Raw genomic sequence first — 22,114 nt, 5'->3', positions numbered from 1 at the left:
AGCTTCTCAACTTGAATACGAAAATTAAGTATGAAAGTAAATAGCTATAAAAAAGCATAATTCCCTTAATATTATAACTTGATAATTATTTGATTTTTATTTAAAAATTAAATGAAGTAAGGCGACGTAATGTCATTGAAAACAACGTTAAACAACAGATTATTTATAACCACAATTGCACTATTAATTGGTTTGGCAGTGGGTGTTTCCTACGATAAGCAGTTTGGCGAATTAAGCCGAATACCTCATTCTACGCAAGATAGCTCTACACAAGATAGTTCTAATCAGCATAGTGCAGCTATGCATAACCCAAGTCAAAATCAATCGGCAGCTACAAACGAACAATCTTCTGCTTCAAATGAACAAACAACAAATGAGCCACTTTATTGGGTTGCGCCTATGGATGATAATTATCGTAGAGATAAGCCAGGTAAATCGCCAATGGGTATGGATCTTGTGCCAGTTTATGCACAAGCAAAAAGAAACGCTGAAGAAGGTGTCGTCAAAATTAACCCTAGTGTCGTTAATAACCTTGGGGTTCGAACGGCAAAAGTAAGCTACGCAAGGTTAGATAATCAGATAAATACCGTCGGGGTTATTACGTACAATGAAGATAAACTTTCCCATATTCATCCTAGAATCGCCGGTTGGATCGAAAAACTTTATATTAAAGCCACTGGCGACTTAGTGGAAAAAGGCCAACCGCTTTATGAACTATATTCGCCTGAGCTCGTTAACGCACAAGAAGAATATTTATTAACGTTAGCGGCTAATGATAAACGCTTAATCGCAGCTTCTGAAAATCGTTTAAAAGCGCTGCACATTCCTCAAGAAGTACTCAACGAAATTAAATCGACAAAACAAGTAAAGCAGCATGTGATGTTTACTGCTCCCCAATCAGGCTTTGTTAAAGATCTTAATATTCGTGAAGGTTTTTATGTGGAACTTGGCACTAAACTGTTTTCAATTGGCGATCTTTCACAAGTGTGGGTTGAGGCTGAAGTGTTCGAACGTCAGTATCGAAAAATTCATCAAGGCGACAAGGTGTCGATGAATCTCGACTACCTTCCTGAACATGTCTGGCAAGGTGAAGTTGATTATATTTATCCGATATTGGATGCCGAAACAAGAACGGTGCGAGTTCGATTAAGGTTTCAAAACCCTGATTTATCCCTAAAACCCAATATGTTTGCTCAAGTAACGATTCATGATTCAAATGATCAGCAACAATTATTAATACCTAAAGAAGCGTTAATACGAACAGGCAAACAAGATCGTGTGGTTTTGGCATTAAACGAGGGAGAATTTAAATCTATTACCGTAAAAATTGGTAATCAAGATGCTGAGCATATTGAAGTGCTTTCCGGGTTAAATGAAGGCGATAAAATTGTCGTATCTGCGCAATTTTTAATTGATTCGGAGTCGAGTAAAACGTCGGACTTTCTTCGTATGTCGGCTATCGATTCGGTAAGTGAACCAGCGAACGAGAAAAAAGTGTGGACCCAAGCGAGGATCGAAAAGGTGATGTTAAATCACCGTATGGTGACGATGACTCATCAAGCGATTGATGAATGGGATTGGCCAGAAATGACCATGGACTTTATCGTCAGTGAAAATGTTGATATCAGCCAACTTGAAAATGGCTTATCGCTGCATGTAGAAATATCACAACGCGAAAACGGAGAGAACATCTTATCGAATATTCATATTATGGCGGGTATGGGTGACATGGAAAGTATGGATGAGATGGAAGATATGAATGACTCTGATGACACATCAAGTTCTGCGCGTGTGAACGGAGTTGTTAATAGTATTGATAAAGCTGCGAAGCAGGTCAATATTTCAAGAGGGCCAATAGAGAAATGGGGGCGAGAAGCGGCAACGATGGATTTTGTGGTCTCACCGTTGTTATCAATTGATGCTTTCAAAAAAGAACAATCGATTGATTTTACATTTGCCATTATCGATGGCGAATTCATTATCACAACCTTGCATAACCGTGAGGGTAAATAGATGATTGAACGTATAATTCACTGGTCAGTTTATAATCGTTTTTTTGTCTTGTTATTAACGGTAATACTGATTGGTTTTGGCATTTTTGCATTTAATAAAACACCGGTTGACGCTATTCCTGATTTATCCGATGTGCAAGTGATCATTAAAACCAGTTATCCAGGTCAGGCGCCGCAAGTCGTTGAAGACCAAGTTACTTACCCATTAACAACGGCAATGTTATCGGTGCCGGGCGCTAAAACAGTACGTGGTTTTTCATTTTTCGGTGATTCGTATGTTTACATTATTTTTGATGATGACACGGATATTTATTGGGCACGGTCTCGAGTCTTAGAATACTTATCACAAGTTGCCTCTAGTTTACCTGAAAGTGCTAAACCGCAATTAGGCCCTGATGCAACTGGGGTTGGTTGGGTTTATTTATACGCGCTAGTTGATAAAACTGGTCAGCATGACATTAGTCAATTGCGTTCTATTCAAGATTGGTTCCTTAAATATGAACTACAAACCGTAGCAGGTGTTTCTGAGGTTGCCGCGATCGGCGGCATGGTTAAGCAGTATCAGGTCGTGGTTCATCCAGATAAATTACGTGCTTATAATATTCCACTTAGTTTAATCCAAACCGCTATTAAACAAGGTAACCAAGAAGTAGGCGCATCAGTCGTTGAAATGGCTGAAGCCGAATATATGGTGACGGCTTCCGGCTATATTAAGAATATTGCTGATTTATCTTCAATTCCCTTAGGATTAAACCACAAAGGCACTCCATTACTTTTACAAGATGTTGCTGACATTACTACTGGCCCTCAAATGCGACGAGGTGTTGCTGAGTTAAACGGTGAAGGTGAAACGGTTGGCGGTGTGGTGGTCATGCGTTTTGGTGAAAATGCGCAAAAGACGATTAATGGTGTGAAAGCTAAGCTCGAGTCACTAAAACAGGGGCTACCTGATGGAGTCGAAATTATCACCGTTTATGATAGGTCGAACTTAATTGCAAACGCTGTAGATAATTTACAAGCTAAACTATTCGAAGAGTTGGCCGTAGTCGCTATTGTTTGTATCGTTTTTCTTTTTCATTTACGTTCTTCGCTAGTGGCGATCATTAGCTTGCCGCTTGGCATCTTAGTCTCTTTTATTATTATGTATTTTCAAGGCGTTAATGCCAATATTATGTCGCTCGGCGGTATTGCTATCGCGATTGGCGCCATGACTGATGGCGCTATCGTTATGATTGAAAATATGCACAAACATATCGAAGCTCATGCTAAAGATAAGCCGTTAACCAATGAGGTCCGTTGGCAATTAGTTGCTAAGTCTGCTTCAGAAGTGGGGCCGGCATTATTTTTTAGTTTATTGATTATTACCGTTAGTTTTTTACCTGTCTTTATTTTAGAAGCCCAAGAAGGGCGAATGTTTGCGCCGCTCGCTTACACAAAAACCTATGCAATGGCTGCATCAGCTGGACTTGCTATTACTTTAATCCCTGTCCTGATGGGCTATTTTGTTCGAGGAAAAATCATGTCTGAGCGTAAAAACCCCATTAATCGGTTATTGATTGCAAGTTATCTGCCTTTTTTAAAAGTAGTGTTGCGTTTTCCAAAGCTTACTTTAGTAGCTGCTTTAATAATTACTTGGGTTGGCTTTATGCCCATTAATAAAATAGGCAGTGAATTTATTCCGCCACTCGATGAAGGCGACTTAATGTATATGCCCACGACGTATCCAGGGATCTCTATTGGTAAGGCTCGTGAGTTATTGCAGCAAACCAATAAACTGATTCGCACCATACCAGAAGTGGATAATGTGTTTGGTAAAGTGGGTCGTGCTGAAACAGCGACAGATCCAGCCCCGTTAACGATGATTGAAACTTTTATTCAACTAAAACCCGTAGCACAATGGCGAGATGGCATGACAACTGAAAGCTTAAAAAAAGAATTAGATGCCTTAGTTAAATTCCCTGGTGTCACTAATGCGTGGGTCATGCCGATTAAAACGCGTATAGATATGCTAGCAACCGGTATTAAAACTCCTGTTGGTATCAAAGTTGCCGGTAGCGATATTCGCGTTATCCAAGAGATAGGGCTTGAAATTGAAGCATTACTGAAAGATTTTGAAGGGACTGCCTCTGTTTATTCTGAACGCGTTGCTGGTGGACGTTATATAAAAGTCGATATTAATCGACAAAAGGCGGCTCGCTATGGGTTAAATATATCAGATGTTCAACAAGTAGTGGCAACCGCAATTGGCGGGGTTAATGTTGCACAAACGGTGGAAGGATTAGAACGATACCCCATTAATTTACGGTATCCACAAGACTATAGAGATTCACCAGAGCAATTAAAGTTACTCCCCATTGTGACGAAAGAAGGGCAAAGAATTGCATTAGCAGATGTCGCTAAGGTTTATATTGAAGAGGGACCTCCGGGAATTAAAAGTGAGAATGCTCGCATTAATGGCTGGATATACATAGATATTGAAAATATTGATGTGGGAACTTATGTTGCGAAAGCGAAAGAAAAACTAGCAAAAGAGCTTTCATTACCGGCCGGTTATTCTCTTACTTGGGCGGGGCAATATGAATACATGGAACGTGCAAAAGAGAAGTTGAAATTTGTCTTGCCACTCACTCTCGCTATTATCATTGTTTTGCTTTATTTAAGTTTTAGAAACTTTGTCGAAGTGGCGATTATTATGGGAACCTTGCCTTTAGCCATGATAGGTGGAGTGTGGTTATTATATTTAGAAGGTTTTAATTTTTCTGTCGCTGTAAGTGTTGGTTTTATTGCCCTTGCAGGGGTCTCCGTTGAAATTGGTGTGATCATGTTGGTGTATTTGAATCAGGCATACTTACAAGCTAAAAATGAATGTGCTGGGCAACAAAGAGCATTTGATAATAAAGAGTTGACCAAGGCTATTATCCAAGGCGCAGGTATGCGTGTTCGTCCTATTATGATGACAGTGGCTACGATTATTATCGGTTTATTGCCTATTTTATATGGTACAGGCACAGGTTCAGAAGTGATGAGCCGAATTGCTGCCCCTATGGTTGGTGGCATGGCAAGTGCGGTATTTTTAACCTTGTTGGTGTTGCCGGCAGTTTATTTTTTATGGCGAAAAGGACAAATGTCAGTACTAGGTGAGGCTAAATAACATCTTTAAAGTCATAAATGATTAAACAATTACAAAACATAATAATTATAAAAAGAAGTAGAAACATGCAAAAAGAAGTAATAAAGCAAACGACAAAGCCTCCTTTTAGTTTACTAAAAGCAACGCGAAAAACCCATAAGTGGCTAATGCTGTTTTTGGGCGTGCAATTTGTTATTTGGTCGGTAACGGGCGCTTATATGGTCTTTTTTAATATTGATTATATACATGGTGATACGCTAGTAAAAAACCAGCAAGTTAGTCTTGTGGATGCCAATGTCAATTTCTCGATAAAAGCACTTTTGAGACAATACCCATTAGCTAAAAAGATTGAGCTTTCAAGCTTTTTAACAAAACCAGTGTATCGATTTAAGGTTGGTGAAGACAATGTTTTACTGGATGCCAATTCAGGTCGATTATTATCACCTATTACAAAAATAGATGCAGTTGCTGTTGCACAACAGGAGTATACGGGGGAAGGTGATATTGTAAGCATTTCGCTAATTACTGAAAATCCTCCCTTTGAGTTACGTGCGAGTGTTTTACCTGCATGGCGAATAAATTTTGATGATTTTGCCGAACCTACGCTTTATGTTTCAGCTACCTCGGGAAAAATCGTCGGTAAGCGACATGAGTTTTGGCGCTTGTTCGACTGGATATTTCGTTTTCATGTCATGGATTATCAAGACAGTGAAGTTGATAATAACTTGCTCTTTACCTTTTCTTTTTTTGGTTTGTTGGCAGGTTTAAGTGGGCTGATTTTATTGTATTTTCGTTTATCAAATAAGAGAGCCCAATAATGACAGCTATTAAAAAAATTCATAAATGGGCGTCATTAATTGTTGGTTTACAAGTGCTTATTTGGCTTGGGTCTGGTTTTTATTTTAATTTAATGGATCACACGAAAGCGAAAGGCACGCAATATCGCATATCTAATGTGCAACCTGTGAACATTGAAATAGAGCGACTGATTGAACCAGAGGCATTACTGAAAAAACAAAGTGAACAAAGTAAAAACGACCAGAATAAATCTACCATTACTATAGTATCAATCACCTTAAGCCAATTACTTTCGCAACCTATTTATGTGATAAATCAAAATAGGGCGCTTTATCCACATTTTCTTAATGAATACACGCTTGTAGACGCTTATTCTGGGAAAGAAGTTATTATTGATGCCGAAAAAGCTGAAAAGCTAGCTTCGGCAAGCTATAAAGGTCCGGGAGAGGTAATTAATGTAAGTTTTTTAGAAAATGGCAACGATGATTTTCCCAAAGAGCAAAATGCCACCTGGCGAGTAAATTATGACGACGAATTAAATACCAGCATTTATATTGAAGTTGGTAGCGGGCGTCTTGTAGGTCATAGTAATGATGATAAACGTTTTGCTGACTTTTTCTTTATGCTCCATTTTATGGATTATGGCATGGAAGGAAATTTTAATAGTGTTCAAATTATTCTATTTGCTTTTATCACCTTATGGTTAACGTTAACGGGGTTTATTTGGACAATTGAACTTGCATTGAATGGCCAATATCAATTTACCTTGTTTTCGAAGAACCGAGCTGTAAAGTTATTAAATAAAAAACAGCAACCTTTAGGCGAAGTAATATTAAATGCCCACACTAATTTACTCGATGGTTTAACCGAAAATAATATTAATATTCCTTCCGTGTGTGGTGGAGGCGGTACCTGTGGAAGTTGTCGAATTTTATTATCCCCCGCAGCGCCAATCAACCAAGCTGAACGTGAAAAACTCTCTGTTAGCCAATTAAAAAAGGGTTATCGATTATCTTGTCAGCAATTTCTAGCAGGTAATAAAACTATCACGCTTGTGAACTAATTAATGCGATAATAATACTTGAGTAAATTACTAAGGTATTACTTGAGTTATTACTCGAATACGATTAGAATACTTGAGTGTAGTAGTCAGGTATTCAATTGACTATTTTGTAGGGTTATGTAAAATTGCGCGGCAATTTAACAGGGGTCATTCATGAAATTAACATCTAAAGGTCGATATGCCGTAACAGCTATGCTTGATGTTGCTATACATGCATCAACAGGCCCTGTTTCTTTAGCTGATATCTCTGATCGTCAAGGTATTTCCCTGTCTTATTTAGAGCAATTGTTTTCACGACTGCGTAAACACGGTTTAGTAAATAGTATTCGTGGTCCTGGCGGTGGTTACCGTTTAGGTCGTTGCTCAGCCAAAATAGCCGTTGCAGATGTTATCAGTGCTGTAGATGAAAGCGTTAATGCGACCAAATGTGGTGGTACTGGCGATTGTCAATCAGGCAAACAATGCTTAACACACTCCTTATGGGAAGGGTTGAGCCAAAGAATTGAAGATTTTTTACAAGGCATTACTTTGTCTGAGCTCGTTGAACAAAGAAATGTCAAAATGGTTTCTAAAAGACAAGATAGCCTGCAAAAAAAAGCAGAATCAAAACATACCTTAGAAACCTTAATAGCAACCACAAATATAGTACATGACTGCTAGTACAATAATTTTATTGAGTTGGAGAAAGTTAGCCAAATGAAGCTTCCTATATATTTTGATTATTCAGCAACAACACCCGTAGATAAGCGTGTTGCTGAGAAAATGATGCAATACATGACCACTGACGGTTTTTATGGCAACCCAGCCTCTCGTTCGCATAAATTTGGTTGGCAAGCCGAAGAAGCGGTAGATATTGCACGTAACCAAATTGCCGAATTAATCAACGCTGATCCTCGTGAAATTGTTTTCACATCAGGTGCATCTGAATCTGATAACTTAGCGATTAAAGGTGTAGCCAATTTTTATAGCAAAAAAGGCAAACACATCATTACCTGTAAAACAGAGCATAAAGCTGTTTTAGATACTTGTCGTGAGTTAGAGCGTCAAGGTTTTGAAGTGACATATTTAGATCCAGAAGAAAATGGTCTTATCGATTTAAATAAGCTTGAAGCAGCTATGCGTGATGACACTGTTTTAGTTAGTATCATGCACGTAAATAACGAAATTGGTGTCATTCAAGACATCGCTGAAATTGGCGAAATGTGTCGTGCACGTAAAGTCGTTTTTCATGTCGATGCTGCGCAAAGTGTTGGAAAAATTCACATTGACATGCAAGTACTTAAAGTTGATTTGTTATCTATTTCTGCACATAAAATGTATGGTCCAAAAGGTATTGGTGCCTTATATGTGCGTCGTAAGCCACGTATTCGTTTAGAAGCACAAATGCACGGTGGTGGCCATGAACGTGGTATGCGCAGTGGTACCTTAGCAACTCACCAAATTGTTGGAATGGGTGAAGCGTGCCGCATTGCTAAAGAAGAAATGGCACAAGACATCGCTCATGTTACTAAAATGCGTGACCGTTTATGGGCGGGTTTAAGCAACATGGAACAAGTATTTATCAATGGTGACCCAGATAAACGTTACCCGGGTAATTTAAATGTTAGCTTTAACTTTGTTGAAGGTGAATCATTGATTATGGCACTAAAAGACTTAGCGGTTTCATCGGGTTCAGCCTGTACCTCTGCAAGTTTAGAACCTTCGTACGTTTTACGTGCTTTAGGTTTGAATGACGAAATGGCACATAGCTCAATTCGTTTCAGCTTTGGTCGTTTTACCACAGAAGAAGAAATTGATTACGCAATTGAAATTATTCAAAAATCAATCGGTCATTTACGTGACATGTCACCACTTTGGGAAATGTTTAAAGACGGTATTGATTTAGACTCAATTGAATGGGCAGCGCACTAAGCAGCCCTTTGTTAATAATTGTTTGATATTTTAGTAAATTTAACTTTTAGCAGTACTAAGTTGCTGCTAAAAAGTAGGAGAGTAACATGGCTTATAGCGAAAAAGTAATCGACCATTATGAAAACCCACGTAACGTTGGTTCAATGGACAAAAATGATCCGAATGTTGCAACAGGTATGGTAGGCGCACCTGCATGTGGTGATGTCATGAAGTTACAATTGAAAATCAGTGACGCTGGTATTATTGAAGATGCCAAGTTTAAAACTTACGGTTGTGGTTCAGCTATTGCTTCAAGTTCATTAGTAACTGAATGGGTAAAAGGTAAATCAATTGACGAAGCTGGCGAAATTAAAAACACCGCTATCGCTGAAGAATTAGCATTACCACCGGTTAAGATTCACTGTTCAATTTTAGCGGAAGATGCCATTAAAGCAGCAATTGAAGATTACCGTACAAAGCACAGTTCATAGGTAGGGCGTTAAATGAGTGTAACAATGACGCCTGCTGCGTCAGATCGAGTTAAAAGCTTTATTGATAATCGAGGTAAAGGCCTTGGCTTGCGTTTAGGTATAAAAACAACAGGTTGTTCTGGCCTGGCGTATGTACTTGAATTTGTTGACGAACTTAATGAAGACGATACTATGTTTTCAATTAATGATGTCAATATCATAATTGATGGCAAAAGCCTTGTTTACCTTGATGGCATTGAGTTAGATTTTGTCAAAGAAGGGTTAAACGAAGGCTTTAAGTTCACAAACCCAAACGCAAAAGGCGAATGTGGTTGTGGTGAAAGCTTTAATGTATAATCGCCGCCAGCAAAAATTGTCTCAGTTGTCTTAGTAGGTTTTAGTTGTGAACTATTTTGAAATTTTTGGCCTAGATATTTCGTTTACCCTTGATTTAAAAAAGTTATCGGAACGTTTTCAAGCGATTCAAAAAAGTGTGCACCCTGATCGCTTCACCCATGGCTCAAGTCAAGATCAAATGCTTGCCGTAAAAAAATCGACCGCAGTAAATGATGCTTATGAGACGCTAAAAAATCCCATTAAACGCGCAGAATATATATTAAGCTTACGCGGTGTTGAATTACCAAGTGAGCAAATGACTTTTAGTGATAATATGTTTTTGATGCGCCAAATGGAACTTCGTGAAATGTTAGCAGAGATAAAATTTTCTGATGATATCGATGCCGCTGTTTTTGAAGCTAATCAAGTTTTAGATACTGAATTTCAACAACTATTTAAAGCGATGCAAGCATCACTAGAAGAAAATACAGAAAGCGCCAATAAAGACGCTTGCGAAAATTTACGAAAACTAAAGTTTTATCAAAAACTTCACCTAGAATTAGATCGTTTAGAAGATCAATTATTTGACGATTAATCTTTTCATCCATTTTTGACATTACGAGCCCCACATGGCGTTATTACAAATTGCAGAACCGGGTCAAAGCACTGTCCCTCATGAACACCGACTTGCTGTAGGTATTGATTTAGGAACCACGAATTCATTGGTCGCTACCGTGAAAAGTGGCCTTCCAGAAACATTAATCGATAGTGACGGTCAAGACATTCTTCCTTCAGTAGTTAGCTATCAAGAATCAGGCATTTTAGTTGGTAATAAAGCCAAAGCTTTAGCGATAATTGATCCTGAAAATACCATTGTTTCTGCCAAACGACTTATTGGCCGTTCTTTAACGGACATCAAAAGTAAGTACCACTCTTTACCTTATGATTTTTGTGGTGATGAAAATCATCCAAGTTTTGTCACGCGTGCAGGAAAAATTAATCCCGTTCAAGTGTCAGCTGAAATCTTGAAGGCATTATCTGAGCGTGCGCAAGCGGCGTTAGGTGGTGAGCTCACGGGTGTTGTGATCACTGTCCCAGCCTATTTCGATGATGCTCAACGTCAAAGTACCAAAGATGCGGCTAAACTTGCAGGCGTGAATGTTTTACGATTATTAAGTGAGCCTACTGCTGCTGCCGTCGCGTATGGGTTAGATAAAGAGCAACAAGGACAGCAAGAAGGGATTATTGCGGTTTATGATTTAGGTGGTGGTACTTTTGATATTTCAATTCTACGCTTAAATAAAGGGGTGTTTGAAGTTTTAGCTACCGGTGGTGATTCTGCTCTTGGCGGCGATGATTTTGATGTTGCTCTGGTTGATCATATTGTTGAACAAGCTGGGCTTGAACGTCCTTTATCGACATCGATTGAACGTCAATTACTTGATCAGGCTTGTAAAGCAAAAGAAGCACTAACCACTGATGACACTTATCAACTAAACCTAACGTTAGCGAATGAACAGCAATGGTCTGGTGAAGTAACCAAAACTCAGTTTGAACAATTAATCAAGCCTTTAGTTGCTAAAACCCTTCGCGCTTGTCGTCGTGCATTAAAAGATGCAGAAGTCGCCGTTAGCGATGTAAATGAAGTTGTTATGGTTGGTGGCTCAACAAGAGTGCCTTTAGTGCGCACTGAAACTGAAAAATACTTTGCCAAAACACCTTTAACATCAATCGACCCTGATAAAGTAGTGGCGATTGGTGCAGCTATTCAAGCCGATATCCTTGCGGGCAATAAGCCCGACAGTGACATGTTGTTATTGGATGTTATTCCATTATCTCTTGGTCTTGAAACCATGGGTGGCTTAGTAGAAAAAGTTATTGCAAGAAATACCACGATTCCTGTCGCTAAAGCACAAGAATTTACCACCTTCAAAGATGGTCAAACGGCGATGGCTATTCATGTGTTACAAGGTGAACGCGAATTAGTCGACGATTGTCGCTCACTTGCTCGTTTTGAATTACGTGGAATTCCGGCAATGGCTGCAGGCGCTGCTCATATTCGTGTGACATTTAAAGTAGATGCCGATGGTTTATTAGAAGTTTCTGCCATGGAAAAGTCTACTGGCATTGAAGCGAGCATTGAAGTTAAACCTTCTTTTGGTTTAGCCGAAGAAGAAATCACCAACATGCTAAAAGCGTCGATGACAAACGCTGCGCAAGATATGCAAGCACGTATGTTGAAAGAGCAGCAAGTTGAAGCGGCAAGGGTGATTGAATCTATTCAATCAGCCTTAGCTGCCGATAGCCATTTATTAGCAGCAGAAGAACTTACTATTATTAACGAGGCTATTTCTGCGTTAGCAAAAGCGAGTCAAGGTGATAATGCGGATGAAATTGAGAAAACTATTGAAACGTTAAATCATCATACGGGTGCTTTTGCGGAAAGACGAATGGATGCTTCGATTCGTACCGCTTTATCAGGCCAAACGGTTGATGATATATAACGAGTAATAACATTCATTGATTTACTAAAAGATTAGAAAAGTTTAAAGAGAAGAAGATGCCAAAGATTATAGTATTACCTCATGAAGAGCTTTGTCCAGATGGTGCAGTATTAGAAGCTGAAACTGGTGAAAGCGTATTAAATGTTGTCTTGAAAAATGATATTGATTTAGAGCACGCCTGTGAAAAAGTATGTGCCTGTACAACTTGTCACGTTATTATTCGTGAAGGCTTTGATTCACTCGAAGAAAGTGATGAACTTGAAGACGATTTATTAGATAAAGCCTGGGGCTTAGAGCCTGATTCTCGTCTGAGCTGTCAAGCGCGTGTTGCTAATGAAGATCTCGTGGTAGAAATTCCAAAATATACCGTGAATATGGTCTCTGAAAATCACTAATTTGCGTTAAAAAATAAATTATAAATTGATTTGAAAAGGGTAATAACAGCGATGTTATTACCCTTTTTTCATTTATAAATGAATGAGCACCTAAATGGTCAGGATAGTGGCTTTTAAATACATTTCTACTGTAATAAGTAATTTGCTACATTTGCTATTCTAAATTGAATTAATCAAATTACTTACAAATATAGGCAGAATAAAACTTCACATTTGTTCTAATCAAGTCGTCAATTTCACTTAACCTATCGTTGTTACTCAAGTAGAGAATCAAAGGAGAAATAATAAAGATTATCTTCGTGACACGATTGTTAATAAAATGTAATATCTTTTCGGAATCGAATAATTATAAAAATAAATAATACAAAGGAATGTTTGTGAAATATTTTCTATTACTGTTGCTTTCTGCAACTTTTTTACTTGTCTCAAATTTAATCTCAGCGCAAGAGTCAAAATTAATCCCTTACGGGGAATGGGGCTCTGCGTCTTATAAACACATGGTAAAATTAAGTGGTTATTACTATGTTTCGACTCACAACTCAAATCGTATCGATGTTATCGATCCAACAAAAGAGGGGGAAGCTTCACTTATAGAAAGGTTTTCTCTGAGCGAAGGAAATAATTCAAATATTCAAGTTATTGAGAAATTTAATGAATACTTAGTTATTGTTACCGCTAGTAAATTTTCTATATTTAGTAAAAATGACATAACCGACTTTACGTTAGAATTTTCTATTAATTTAAATGACGGTTTTTATGCAGATAGAGATAATATGTATGTTAGAGATAAAATATACATCGTAAGTGGTAAACAAATATTTATTATTGATTATATTAATGATGACTTTGAAATTATAAATGTGATTCAAGTTGCTAAAGAGAGCTTGGAATCACTTGATTCAAAAATGCTATTTGTTGTTGATGATAATATTATTTTTATTGGTAACTATTACAATCGCGATATTGATGAATGGCATTTTTTAATTGAGCGATATGATGAAAGTACTTATGAGCTAAATAATAGTTATATTTATAATACGCAAGACCTATATTTTAATCATGCGACAGCTATCGATAAAAATAGGATAATTATTAATCCTAATAGCAAATTAAAAACTTTATTGTTAAATGATAATGGCATAGTTATAGAAGACAATTTTTCAGATTATTACACATGGGGCTCAAATAGGTTTGAATATTTTGATAATACCCTTTGGTCTCAATCACTTAATTTATTTTCATCATACAGTATTGACACAATTAATAATGTTACTAAAAGTTCAGAAGTTGATTTTTCTAATGCAGAGAATAGTAGTTATTCGATAGAAATTAGTGATATTGATTTAGTAAACGAGCAACTCGTCTTAGTATCAAGTAATTTTGGTATCTCGGAAATACCAATAGAAGAAAATATGTTGATTGGTAATGCAGAGCATTTATTTTATCAAGGTGGTTATAAAGGTCCTGGAGTAGTTATCGATGATACATACTATTTCTCGAGCGTTTTAAATGATTCTCTTGTATCTCTAGATATTAGTAAGCCGAACAATATTACTTGGAATTCAAAAAAATCAAGTAACACCACAATACGTAGTATTACTCCTTTAAATGGAAATTATTTATTTTTAGGAAGTAGCCATCTTTCTATTCAAGAGTTTGAAAAGTATGACGGATTTAATAAATTAAGCAGTATCAATCAAGGATTCAATAGCGACTCTATTTTTGACGAACAATATTTATTTTATATTGGTTGGAGTTACGAAAGCGGCAGTTTTTTAGGAAAACTTAATATCTCAAGCCCTTATAAACTGTATGAATCACCTTTGGTTGTTAATTTTCCTGAATCTGATAATACTTGTCCTGAGCTTTTAGTTCAGTATAAATATTATCTACTCGCTAAAGACGGATGTGAAAACTATAAATACCACCTCTTCTCTAACAAGGAAGATGACACTCCAACTTATATTAAGATGATAGACCCTATCTACCCTTATAGTTATGCAACTGTTGTAAATTCAAATTATTTATATTTCATTAATAGTACTGCTATAAAAATAACTTCTCTAAATGACGAGAACGAATTTATCGTACATAAAACAATAGAAACCAATTTTAGTGCTGAAGTGATTTCTGCTCTTATTATTGATGAAAAATTAGTGGTTGCTACAAATGAAGCTATATACCTTTATGATTTTTCTAATGAGTTACTACCCGTTCTTATCTCTAAAACAAATATAGATTTGACTTATGATACTAAACTAAATTTTAATGAAAATATGCTGATAATAAATGATTATTATTCTGGTGTTATTAAATTTATGCAGTTTAATAATGCCCCTGAAGCGTCAATAAATACTATCGAAGTCAATGAAGATGAAAATATTAATATAACCGCAATGTTTATTGATCCAGATAATGATGAAATTACCCAGTCTATTGTCGAGAGTCCTGTAAATGGTGATTTAATTTTCAATTCAGGTTTTATTTATACCCCAACTAGTAATTTTAATGGCGAAGATAAGTTTACGATTAAAGCAGAAGATGTTTATGGCAATTTTACCGAACAAGAAATTGTAGTAACAGTATTACCTGTGAATGATGCGCCAACTGTTGGAGTGAACTCTTTAAGTACTTTAGAAGATACCAAAATTTTAGCGTCGTTAGATATCTTAGATATTGATGGAGATCAGCTAACATATACAATCACAGCACCGGCTTCACATGGTGTGGCAAGTATAAATGATTCTGGGGAGTTAGAGTATCTAGCCAACCCTAACTATTACGGTATTGATTCTGTAGAAATTAAAGTTTTAGATAGTAATGGTGTTAGTGTTAGCGAAACTATATCTATCAGCATAGAAAGTGTGAATGATTTACCTGTTATTGAAATAGCAGATTTTACTGGGTTGGAAGATAACCAAATTAAAGGACAAATTATCGCAAATGATGTTGAAGACCAATCGCTTACATTTTCTATTGTTGCTGACTCAGGAATTAACGGTCAAGTAAGTATTCAAAGTAATGGTATGTTTACTTTTACACCGAATCCAAATTTTAATGGCCAAGCTACTTTTAATGTTTTAGTTTCGGATGTAGAACAGGGTGCCACGCAAGGGACCATCGTTATTGATATTGAAGGCGTCGATGATTTACCTGTGGCAGAGTCCTTATACATGAATGTAAGTCATAATGGTGCTAATTCAGGGGCATTATTAACTCATGATGTGGATGGTGAAAATCTAATTTATTCAATTATTACAGATGTTACAAATGGTACACTTACTTTAACGAGTGAAGGTGATTATTCATATACTCCTAATAGTGGTTATTCAGGAAATGATTCAGTTACATATGAAGTCACCGATGGGAAAAACCGTGCTCAAGGCGTATTAGAATTTAGCGTTGAGCCTGCTCCTATTATAACTCCACCTAACACTAGTAAAGATTCTAGTGACGGTGGGGGAAGTGTGAATTATTTCTTATTATTTGGGTTAATGAGTTTAGTTTGTATTCGACAAAATAAAATGAAATATCTTTTAGTAAAGTAAAAGTATCGCTTTTTAAGTGTCCTATTTTTACTTTAAATTTGTTGGAATAAGTTAAGTAAGAGTAATAGTTTAATTACTATTACTCTTCTTTATTAGCCATTTTTAAAACGTTAATCGAGTTCAAATATGGTATTTTCACATTCTTTAATTAATATAATTAACTCTCTCTAATGATATAATCAAAGGCTGATAACGAGGCTTTTGATCCCTCTCCCATGGCGATAACAATTTGCTTATACGGAACGGTTGTCACATCGCCGGCGGCAAATATGCCTGGCTCTGTAGTTTGACATTTTTCATCAATAATCACTTCGCCATATTGTGTACGCTCAACCACACCATTTAAAAAGTCACTATTAGGTAATAAACCTATTTGTACAAAAATACCTGATAGGGCTTGTTGTTTTATTTCGCCCGTTTCACGATTTTCATAGGCAATCGCGGTAACTTTGCCATTTTCTGCAATAACTTCTTTGGTCGCGACATTTTTGATAATAGTGATTTTTTCATGTGCTTCGGCTTTATCTACCAATACTTGATCGGCTTTTAAATTTGGTAAAAATTCAAAAACAGTGACATGATTAACCATGCCGGCTAAATCAAGTGCAGCTTCAATGCCTGAGTTTCCACCACCTACGACAGCAACATCTTTTCCTTTGAAAAATGGACCATCACAATGTGGACAATAGGCAACACCTGAGCCGATATTTTCTTTTTCACCTGGTACGCCTAGCTCACGCCATTTTGCTCCAGTGGCAACAATAATCGTTTTACTTTCAATGATTTCTCCGCTTGAAAGGTGTAATTTATGGGCTGTATTCTTGTTAGCATCTGCTTTTTCAATATGATCAACGCGTAAAAACTCTTTAATGGTGACATCGTAATCATTTAAATGCGCTTGCATATTACCGGTTAATTCAGAGCCGGTAGTTTTCGGTACCGAAATTAAATTTTCAATACCTACTGTATCTTTTACTTGCCCGCCAATGCGATCGGCAATCATGGTAACGTTCAAACCTTTACGCGCAGCATAAATAGCTGATGCAATGCCGGCAGGGCCACCACCAATAATCGTAACATCTTGTAACGGCAATGCTTCCGAAGTGTCGCCTTGAAGGATATAAGGAAAACGTGCAATTAACTTATCAACTAATTGTGCCGTGTCGATTTTACCGTTAGCAAACAATTCGCCATTTAAATAAACACTAGGTACGCCTTGAATATTGCGCTCGTTAACAAGTGTTTGGAATAAACCGCCATCAATCATTTCACTGTTTATATTATCGTTTAATAAGGCAAACTGATTTAACGATTGCACTACATCAGGACAGTTATGACAGCTTAAAGAAATAAACACTTCAAAGTGTAAAGGCTCATTTATTTTTGCCACCATATTACTCAAGGTTTGATCGAGTTTATGCTCAGTACCTGAAGAATGTAATATTGCTAGTACTAACGAATTAAACTCATGCCCACTGGGAATACCTGAAAAGTGAATACCATTATTTTTTTCGTCAACTTCTAAATAAAAAGTAATAGGACTACGTAAATTTTCATCTCGTTCAACTAAGGTTAAGTTGTCTGATACTGAAGTTAATTGAGTGAGAAATTTAACTAATTCTGCTCGTTTTTCGTGTTCACCAGTTTGTAAAACTAGCGTCACCTTGTTAGTCATATTTTGAGTATATGTTGTTAATGCGTTTAAAATATCGTTATTTAACATAGTATTTCCGCCTTTATCGTCTAGTGAACTATGGATAAAAAAGGCGAGAAAAGGGGCTTCCTGTTCTCGCCAGTACTTTGGAGAGTGATATAGCAATTGCTATAACGTTCAATTGGTAGTTAGCGCTTAGATTTTGCCAACCAAGTCTAAACTAGGTGTTAATGTTGCTTCACCTTGCTCCCAAGCGGCAGGACAAACTTCACCGTCGTTTTCACGAACATATTGTGCTGCTTTAACATTACGAACCATGTCTTTAGCGCTACGGCCAATACCACCTGCGTGAATGTGAGCAACTTGGATTACACCGTCAGGATCTGCTAAGAAAGTACCGCGATGAGCCATGTGGTCTTCTTCAATCATTACGTCAAAACCGCGTGTAATGTTGCCAGTTTGGTCGCCAATCATTGGGAATTTAATTTTGCCAATTGCCTCTGACGAATCATGCCAAGCTTTATGTGAAAAGTGGGTGTCTGTTGATACAGCATAAACTTCAACACCTAGCTCTTGTAATTCTGCGTATTGGTTTGCCATATCTTCTAATTCAGTCGGACAAACAAACGTAAAGTCAGCAGGATAGAATAAGAAAATTGACCATTTTCCTTTCACACTTTCCGATGTAACTTCAACAAACTCACCATTGTGAAACGCTTGTGCTTTAAATTCTGGGATTAATTTGCCTATCTGTGCCATGAGTATTTCCTCTCTAGTTTAAAAAAATGTCTTGTTAAGTTTTAAGTATTGAAAGCTTGTTTGCTTTCGATGGAGGTATAGTAAAGTGAAGGTTGTGATTGGTAAATTTGATTAAATTGAATTTTATGTTCAGTAAAACAGAATTACTGTGCTAGCATAGTTTGATACTTTACTTTACTTTGCGCTTAAAATAACGCTGATATAAAACACATGCCAATGGGGGAATATTATGATTTCATTAAAACAGCTGCAATATGCACTGGCCGTTGAAAAAACCTTACATTTTAAAAAGGCTGCTGAAGCCAGCAATGTTTCTCAGTCAGCGTTAAGTACTGCAATTCATGAACTAGAAAAACAATTAGGCGTGACAATCTTTGAGCGTAATAATAAAAAGGTTCTGGTAACAACCAAAGGTTCGGTAATTCTTAATAAAGCAAAACGGGTAAAGTTAGAAGTTGATGAATTATTACAACTGGCAAGCATAGATCAACAGCCTTTTTCTAATGCCATGACCCTTGGTGTTATTCCAACTATTGGGCCATATTTGTTGCCGAAAGTTTTACCTGAAATGCGTAAAACTTATCCTGAGTTTAAATTGAAGATATTAGAAGAACAATCTCATGTTTTGGTTGATATGGTTAGAAATGGCGACATAGATGCAGCAATTTTAGCGTTACCTTTTTCAATTGATGGTTTAATGAGTTTTGAATTTTGGCAGGAAGATTTTTATTGGGTGAGCCATAAAGATGAGTGTCCTAGCCAGCTTCAAGAAATTACCAGTGAAGAGCTAGCAGTTGAAAAGCTGATGCTACTTAAAGATGGCCATTGTTTAAAAGATCATGCTTTGGCTGCGTGTAGCTTACAAAATAAAAAGCAAGACTCCGATTTTGATTCTGCAAGCTTACACACATTAATTCAAATGGTTGCGGGAAAACTCGGCAGTACGCTAGTGCCGCAAATGGCGCTTGATCAGTTAATTTATAATGAGTCTGAACTTAGAGCGGTGCATCTTAATGAACCTGGTCCGCATCGAACTATTGCGTTAATCATTCGACCTAACTATATAAGAACGAATGAAATCACCTTGTTAAAAGAAATATTTCATCAAGAATTAATGAAAAGATGTATCGAGTAATTATAAATCAGTTTTGTAGATTAATGTTATTGAATTAATCTAATATACTAATTGTTGATAAGACCTCATGATAAAGCCAATTAATCTTTCCTATCTGAATAAAGATTAATTTAACGTACTTTTACTTACATTAGTTAAACATTGAGGACTCGAAAATGAAAAAATTAATAAACCAGTTCAAATCACTATTGCAGATCAACGAAACAAATCATCAAGTGAATGACCAATCGAAAGCATGTAATTACCCAGATAACTATTACGGCGATCAACTTTGTCGTTAAGTCATGACTTAATGCAAGTTGACGATAAAGTGCTATTGATAGAAAAACAGCAAAACAGGCTAGTAGAAAATTAATCGCAATGTTCAACGTTCCCTATACAAAGAGTTTTGTTAAATAGTGGAATAACCCGTTGTTATTTGCGATTATTTTTATAAAATTCGTGCATTATTTATTAAGCATGAACTTGCAGCATTAAAGGTGTATGAAACTTGTATGCTAATGATTTACCGTTAGTTTTTATTTGCTAACAAGGTTTTCCTACCATTACGTTTTAAATGCGTTTCATAGCAACTATGTTTTTTCATCAAAATGATTACGTATAAAGCATATTATACCTTGTCATTCGAATGAGCTTTAAATAGCGAAAATATGACGAAAGAGCGGTGAAAAAATTATTTAAAGATAATATTAAATGAATCTACTTTAATTTTCTCGTTGATAAGGATATGCTAATTTCTTATGCCTTATAGGGATATTGGGTTCCATTGATTTTTACCCGATAACGAGCAATGAAAAATTTACTTCAGTCAATTCTTCCTTTTGATTCACCTCGACATTTTGTCGATGAGAATACTCGTAAGCGCTTTATCGAATGGGATAAACCTTCACGGCAAATTCAAATTTCTGCGGTCACTGCATTAACGGCTGTTTTGTATCTTATTTTCACTTTTCTTGAAAAATCATGGGCGCCTGCCAACGTACAGTTATTAATGCTGCAATTACATATATTTATTATTGTACCTTTGCTGCTTACTATTAGTTTATTAGCGTATAAAAAACGTTTTTATAACTATGTCATGTTTTTAATTTCAATTTATCCGATTATCTCTATTTCTTGTCATGCTTATATCACAACTAAATTAACTAACTTTGGTCCGTTTTTAATAGAAGGTTATTTAGGTGTGTTCTGGGTTTTTGTTATTTCGGGTATTACCTTTCGATATGCGCTTATTGCTGCAGTAATTTCCTCAATTATTTTAATAGTATCTTCTTATTTTTTAATGGCAGATCCTGATATTTATGCGATACATGTATTTTGGATTTTTTGTAGTTTTTCATTTGGCTTTTTAGCGGCATTGATATTTGATCGTTCCAGAAAAGCTGTTTTTATCAGTCAACAGAAGTTGCATCAATTAGCACTAACGGATCCACTTACTGGTATTTTCAATCGCAACCAGCTCAACATCACGATTAATCAAGAGATTGGCCGGGCGCTAAGATATGAAAAACCCTTTGGTTTTTTAATGTTTGATGTCGATCATTTCAAAAAAATTAATGATAATTTTGGCCATGATCAAGGAGATAAAGTTTTACAACATATTGCCAATTTATTAAAAGATTCATTGCGTGAAAATGACACCTTGATTCGTTGGGGGGGAGAGGAGTTTGTTATTATAGCCGTTGAAGTAGAAGAGCAAAGTTTAGCTGTTTTGTGTGAAAAGTTACGTCAAAAAATAGCATCGGCTAATTTTGGTCCTGCCGGAAAAGTAACGATAAGTATTGGTGCCACCATGTATCAAATACATGATACACAAGATGAGTTACTCTCTCGTGCTGATAAAGCCTTGTACCAAGCGAAAAATGAAGGTCGTAATACCGCAATAATTTTATAGAAACAGCCAACACTAAATGTTTATTATTGTGATATATCTGTTGAACTTTCGATTACCTTTATTGATAGTTCATCGCTTTAACACTAATAAGCTGTTAACATCGCGCCACTTTTAATTCACCTAAATTTCTTTAGGAAAACGTTATGTCGAAATTCTTTTTTAAAGGCACCATAGATGTTATGGGAAAATACGGAAAAAGTGGTTATAGCCCAAAGCGTAACGTTAAGCTTGGCAGTGAAGCCAAACCATTAACGCTAAGCGTAAAGTCTGAACAACGTAAAACAGAAATTGAAAGCACCTTGTTAGCGCATGCCTTACATGGCCAGATCACGGTTAACGAAAGTGAAGAAGAAAATATTCTTGAATTAGAAGCCGTGTTAAATAAACCTAAAACACAACGTTTTGAAAAAGTACCTGAACGAAATGCTCCGTGTATTTGCGGAAGCGGTAAAAAATATAAAAAGTGTTGTGGCTAAATATCAAGGATAATTGCTAGGGAAAATAAACATATTTAACTTCGAAAACA

At 36.5% G+C, this 22,114-nt stretch carries 18 protein-coding genes; 16 read left to right on the top strand and 2 right to left on the bottom strand.

Translation table 11 applies throughout. The features are described 5' to 3' along the window. Positions 1–129: 129 nt before the first annotated feature. The 12 genes from Q4493_RS10870 to Q4493_RS10815 all read left to right on the top strand — a co-directional run bounded on the left by Q4493_RS10870 (position 130) and on the right by Q4493_RS10815 (position 16,146). Positions 130–2,013: an efflux RND transporter periplasmic adaptor subunit gene (locus Q4493_RS10870; protein WP_303452466.1), complete on the top strand. Its 1,884-nt coding sequence runs from the start codon at positions 130–132 to the stop codon at positions 2,011–2,013. Then, positions 2,014–5,163: an efflux RND transporter permease subunit gene (locus Q4493_RS10865; protein WP_303452464.1), complete on the top strand. Its 3,150-nt coding sequence runs from the start codon at positions 2,014–2,016 to the stop codon at positions 5,161–5,163. A 65-nt stretch (positions 5,164–5,228) separates the two neighbouring features. Next, positions 5,229–5,960, top strand: coding sequence for a PepSY domain-containing protein (locus Q4493_RS10860; RefSeq protein ID WP_303452462.1), 732 nt, complete (start codon positions 5,229–5,231; stop codon positions 5,958–5,960). Then, positions 5,960–7,003 carry a 2Fe-2S iron-sulfur cluster-binding protein gene (locus tag Q4493_RS10855; RefSeq protein WP_303452460.1) on the top strand — a complete coding sequence of 348 codons (1,044 nt, stop codon included), beginning with the start codon at positions 5,960–5,962 and terminating at the stop codon, positions 7,001–7,003. The genes Q4493_RS10860 and Q4493_RS10855 overlap by 1 nt, the downstream gene beginning before the upstream one ends. 153 nt (positions 7,004–7,156) lie before the next feature. Next, positions 7,157–7,663 carry a Fe-S cluster assembly transcriptional regulator IscR gene (gene iscR, locus Q4493_RS10850; RefSeq protein ID WP_303452458.1) on the top strand — a complete coding sequence of 169 codons (507 nt, stop codon included), beginning with the start codon at positions 7,157–7,159 and terminating at the stop codon, positions 7,661–7,663. Positions 7,664–7,699: 36 nt separating this feature from the next. After that, entirely contained in the window at positions 7,700–8,914 is a 1,215-nt protein-coding gene (locus tag Q4493_RS10845; protein ID WP_303452456.1) for an IscS subfamily cysteine desulfurase, read from the top strand. Between the two features lie 86 nt (positions 8,915–9,000). Next, positions 9,001–9,384, top strand: a complete 384-nt coding sequence (gene iscU, locus Q4493_RS10840) for a Fe-S cluster assembly scaffold IscU (RefSeq protein ID WP_303452454.1) — start codon at positions 9,001–9,003, stop codon at positions 9,382–9,384. 12 nt (positions 9,385–9,396) lie between these two features. Next, positions 9,397–9,720, top strand: coding sequence for an iron-sulfur cluster assembly protein IscA (iscA, locus tag Q4493_RS10835; protein WP_303452452.1), 324 nt, complete (start codon positions 9,397–9,399; stop codon positions 9,718–9,720). 46 nt (positions 9,721–9,766) lie between these two features. Next, the gene (gene hscB / locus Q4493_RS10830) at positions 9,767–10,294 is read left to right on the top strand and encodes a co-chaperone HscB (RefSeq protein WP_303452450.1); all 528 of its coding nucleotides are present in this window, start codon (positions 9,767–9,769) and stop codon (positions 10,292–10,294) included. A 34-nt stretch (positions 10,295–10,328) separates the two neighbouring features. Beyond that, positions 10,329–12,203: a Fe-S protein assembly chaperone HscA gene (gene hscA / locus Q4493_RS10825; protein WP_303452448.1), complete on the top strand. Its 1,875-nt coding sequence runs from the start codon at positions 10,329–10,331 to the stop codon at positions 12,201–12,203. A 56-nt stretch (positions 12,204–12,259) separates the two neighbouring features. Beyond that, on the top strand, positions 12,260–12,598 hold the full coding sequence (gene fdx, locus Q4493_RS10820) for an ISC system 2Fe-2S type ferredoxin (protein ID WP_303452445.1): 339 nt from the start codon (positions 12,260–12,262) through the stop codon (positions 12,596–12,598). A 377-nt stretch (positions 12,599–12,975) separates the two neighbouring features. Beyond that, positions 12,976–16,146, top strand: a complete 3,171-nt coding sequence (locus Q4493_RS10815) for an Ig-like domain-containing protein (RefSeq protein ID WP_303452443.1) — start codon at positions 12,976–12,978, stop codon at positions 16,144–16,146. A 157-nt stretch (positions 16,147–16,303) separates the two neighbouring features. Here the strand turns inward: Q4493_RS10815 and ahpF are convergent, their stop codons facing one another. Then, entirely contained in the window at positions 16,304–17,869 is a 1,566-nt protein-coding gene (gene ahpF / locus Q4493_RS10810; protein ID WP_303452441.1) for an alkyl hydroperoxide reductase subunit F, read from the bottom strand. Positions 17,870–17,995: 126 nt separating this feature from the next. Further along, positions 17,996–18,559: an alkyl hydroperoxide reductase subunit C gene (gene ahpC / locus Q4493_RS10805; protein WP_303452439.1), complete on the bottom strand. Its 564-nt coding sequence runs from the start codon at positions 18,557–18,559 to the stop codon at positions 17,996–17,998. Positions 18,560–18,788: 229 nt separating this feature from the next. Between ahpC and Q4493_RS10800 the strand changes: the two genes are divergently transcribed. The 4 genes from Q4493_RS10800 to Q4493_RS10785 all read left to right on the top strand — a co-directional run bounded on the left by Q4493_RS10800 (position 18,789) and on the right by Q4493_RS10785 (position 22,064). Continuing rightward, entirely contained in the window at positions 18,789–19,694 is a 906-nt protein-coding gene (locus Q4493_RS10800) for a hydrogen peroxide-inducible genes activator (protein ID WP_303452437.1), read from the top strand. A gap of 155 nt (positions 19,695–19,849) precedes the next feature. After that, positions 19,850–19,975, top strand: a complete 126-nt coding sequence (locus Q4493_RS10795) for a hypothetical protein (protein ID WP_303452434.1) — start codon at positions 19,850–19,852, stop codon at positions 19,973–19,975. A gap of 509 nt (positions 19,976–20,484) precedes the next feature. After that, a complete protein-coding gene (locus Q4493_RS10790) occupies positions 20,485–21,588 on the top strand; it encodes a GGDEF domain-containing protein (RefSeq protein WP_303452432.1) in 1,104 nt (367 codons plus the stop codon). 143 nt (positions 21,589–21,731) lie between these two features. Continuing rightward, entirely contained in the window at positions 21,732–22,064 is a 333-nt protein-coding gene (locus Q4493_RS10785) for a PBPRA1643 family SWIM/SEC-C metal-binding motif protein (RefSeq protein WP_303452430.1), read from the top strand. Positions 22,065–22,114: the final 50 nt, after the last annotated feature.

Origin of the sequence: Colwellia sp. 1_MG-2023 (genome assembly GCF_030546755.1) — a bacterium.
In the GTDB taxonomy this organism is placed as follows: Bacteria; Pseudomonadota; Gammaproteobacteria; order Enterobacterales; family Alteromonadaceae; genus Thalassotalea_H.
This window is presented reverse-complemented; position numbering and strand designations above follow the sequence as displayed.

Bases quoted from the DNA above. Each gene is read 5' to 3' on its own strand.
- iscR (WP_303452458.1), top strand. From the start codon at position 7,157: ATGAAATTAACATCTAAAGGTCGATATGCCGTAACAGCTATGCTTGAT.
- Q4493_RS10870 (WP_303452466.1), top strand. From the start codon at position 130: ATGTCATTGAAAACAACGTTAAACAACAGATTATTTATAACCACAATT.
- Q4493_RS10845 (WP_303452456.1), top strand. From the start codon at position 7,700: ATGAAGCTTCCTATATATTTTGATTATTCAGCAACAACACCCGTAGAT.
- Q4493_RS10795 (WP_303452434.1), top strand. From the start codon at position 19,850: ATGAAAAAATTAATAAACCAGTTCAAATCACTATTGCAGATCAACGAA.
- Q4493_RS10865 (WP_303452464.1), top strand. From the start codon at position 2,014: ATGATTGAACGTATAATTCACTGGTCAGTTTATAATCGTTTTTTTGTC.
- fdx (WP_303452445.1), top strand. From the start codon at position 12,260: ATGCCAAAGATTATAGTATTACCTCATGAAGAGCTTTGTCCAGATGGT.
- hscA (WP_303452448.1), top strand. From the start codon at position 10,329: ATGGCGTTATTACAAATTGCAGAACCGGGTCAAAGCACTGTCCCTCAT.
- Q4493_RS10785 (WP_303452430.1), top strand. From the start codon at position 21,732: ATGTCGAAATTCTTTTTTAAAGGCACCATAGATGTTATGGGAAAATAC.
- Q4493_RS10860 (WP_303452462.1), top strand. From the start codon at position 5,229: ATGCAAAAAGAAGTAATAAAGCAAACGACAAAGCCTCCTTTTAGTTTA.
- Q4493_RS10790 (WP_303452432.1), top strand. From the start codon at position 20,485: ATGAAAAATTTACTTCAGTCAATTCTTCCTTTTGATTCACCTCGACAT.
- iscU (WP_303452454.1), top strand. From the start codon at position 9,001: ATGGCTTATAGCGAAAAAGTAATCGACCATTATGAAAACCCACGTAAC.
- iscA (WP_303452452.1), top strand. From the start codon at position 9,397: ATGAGTGTAACAATGACGCCTGCTGCGTCAGATCGAGTTAAAAGCTTT.
- Q4493_RS10800 (WP_303452437.1), top strand. From the start codon at position 18,789: ATGATTTCATTAAAACAGCTGCAATATGCACTGGCCGTTGAAAAAACC.
- Q4493_RS10855 (WP_303452460.1), top strand. From the start codon at position 5,960: ATGACAGCTATTAAAAAAATTCATAAATGGGCGTCATTAATTGTTGGT.
- ahpC (WP_303452439.1), bottom strand. From the start codon at position 18,559: ATGGCACAGATAGGCAAATTAATCCCAGAATTTAAAGCACAAGCGTTT.
- ahpF (WP_303452441.1), bottom strand. From the start codon at position 17,869: ATGTTAAATAACGATATTTTAAACGCATTAACAACATATACTCAAAAT.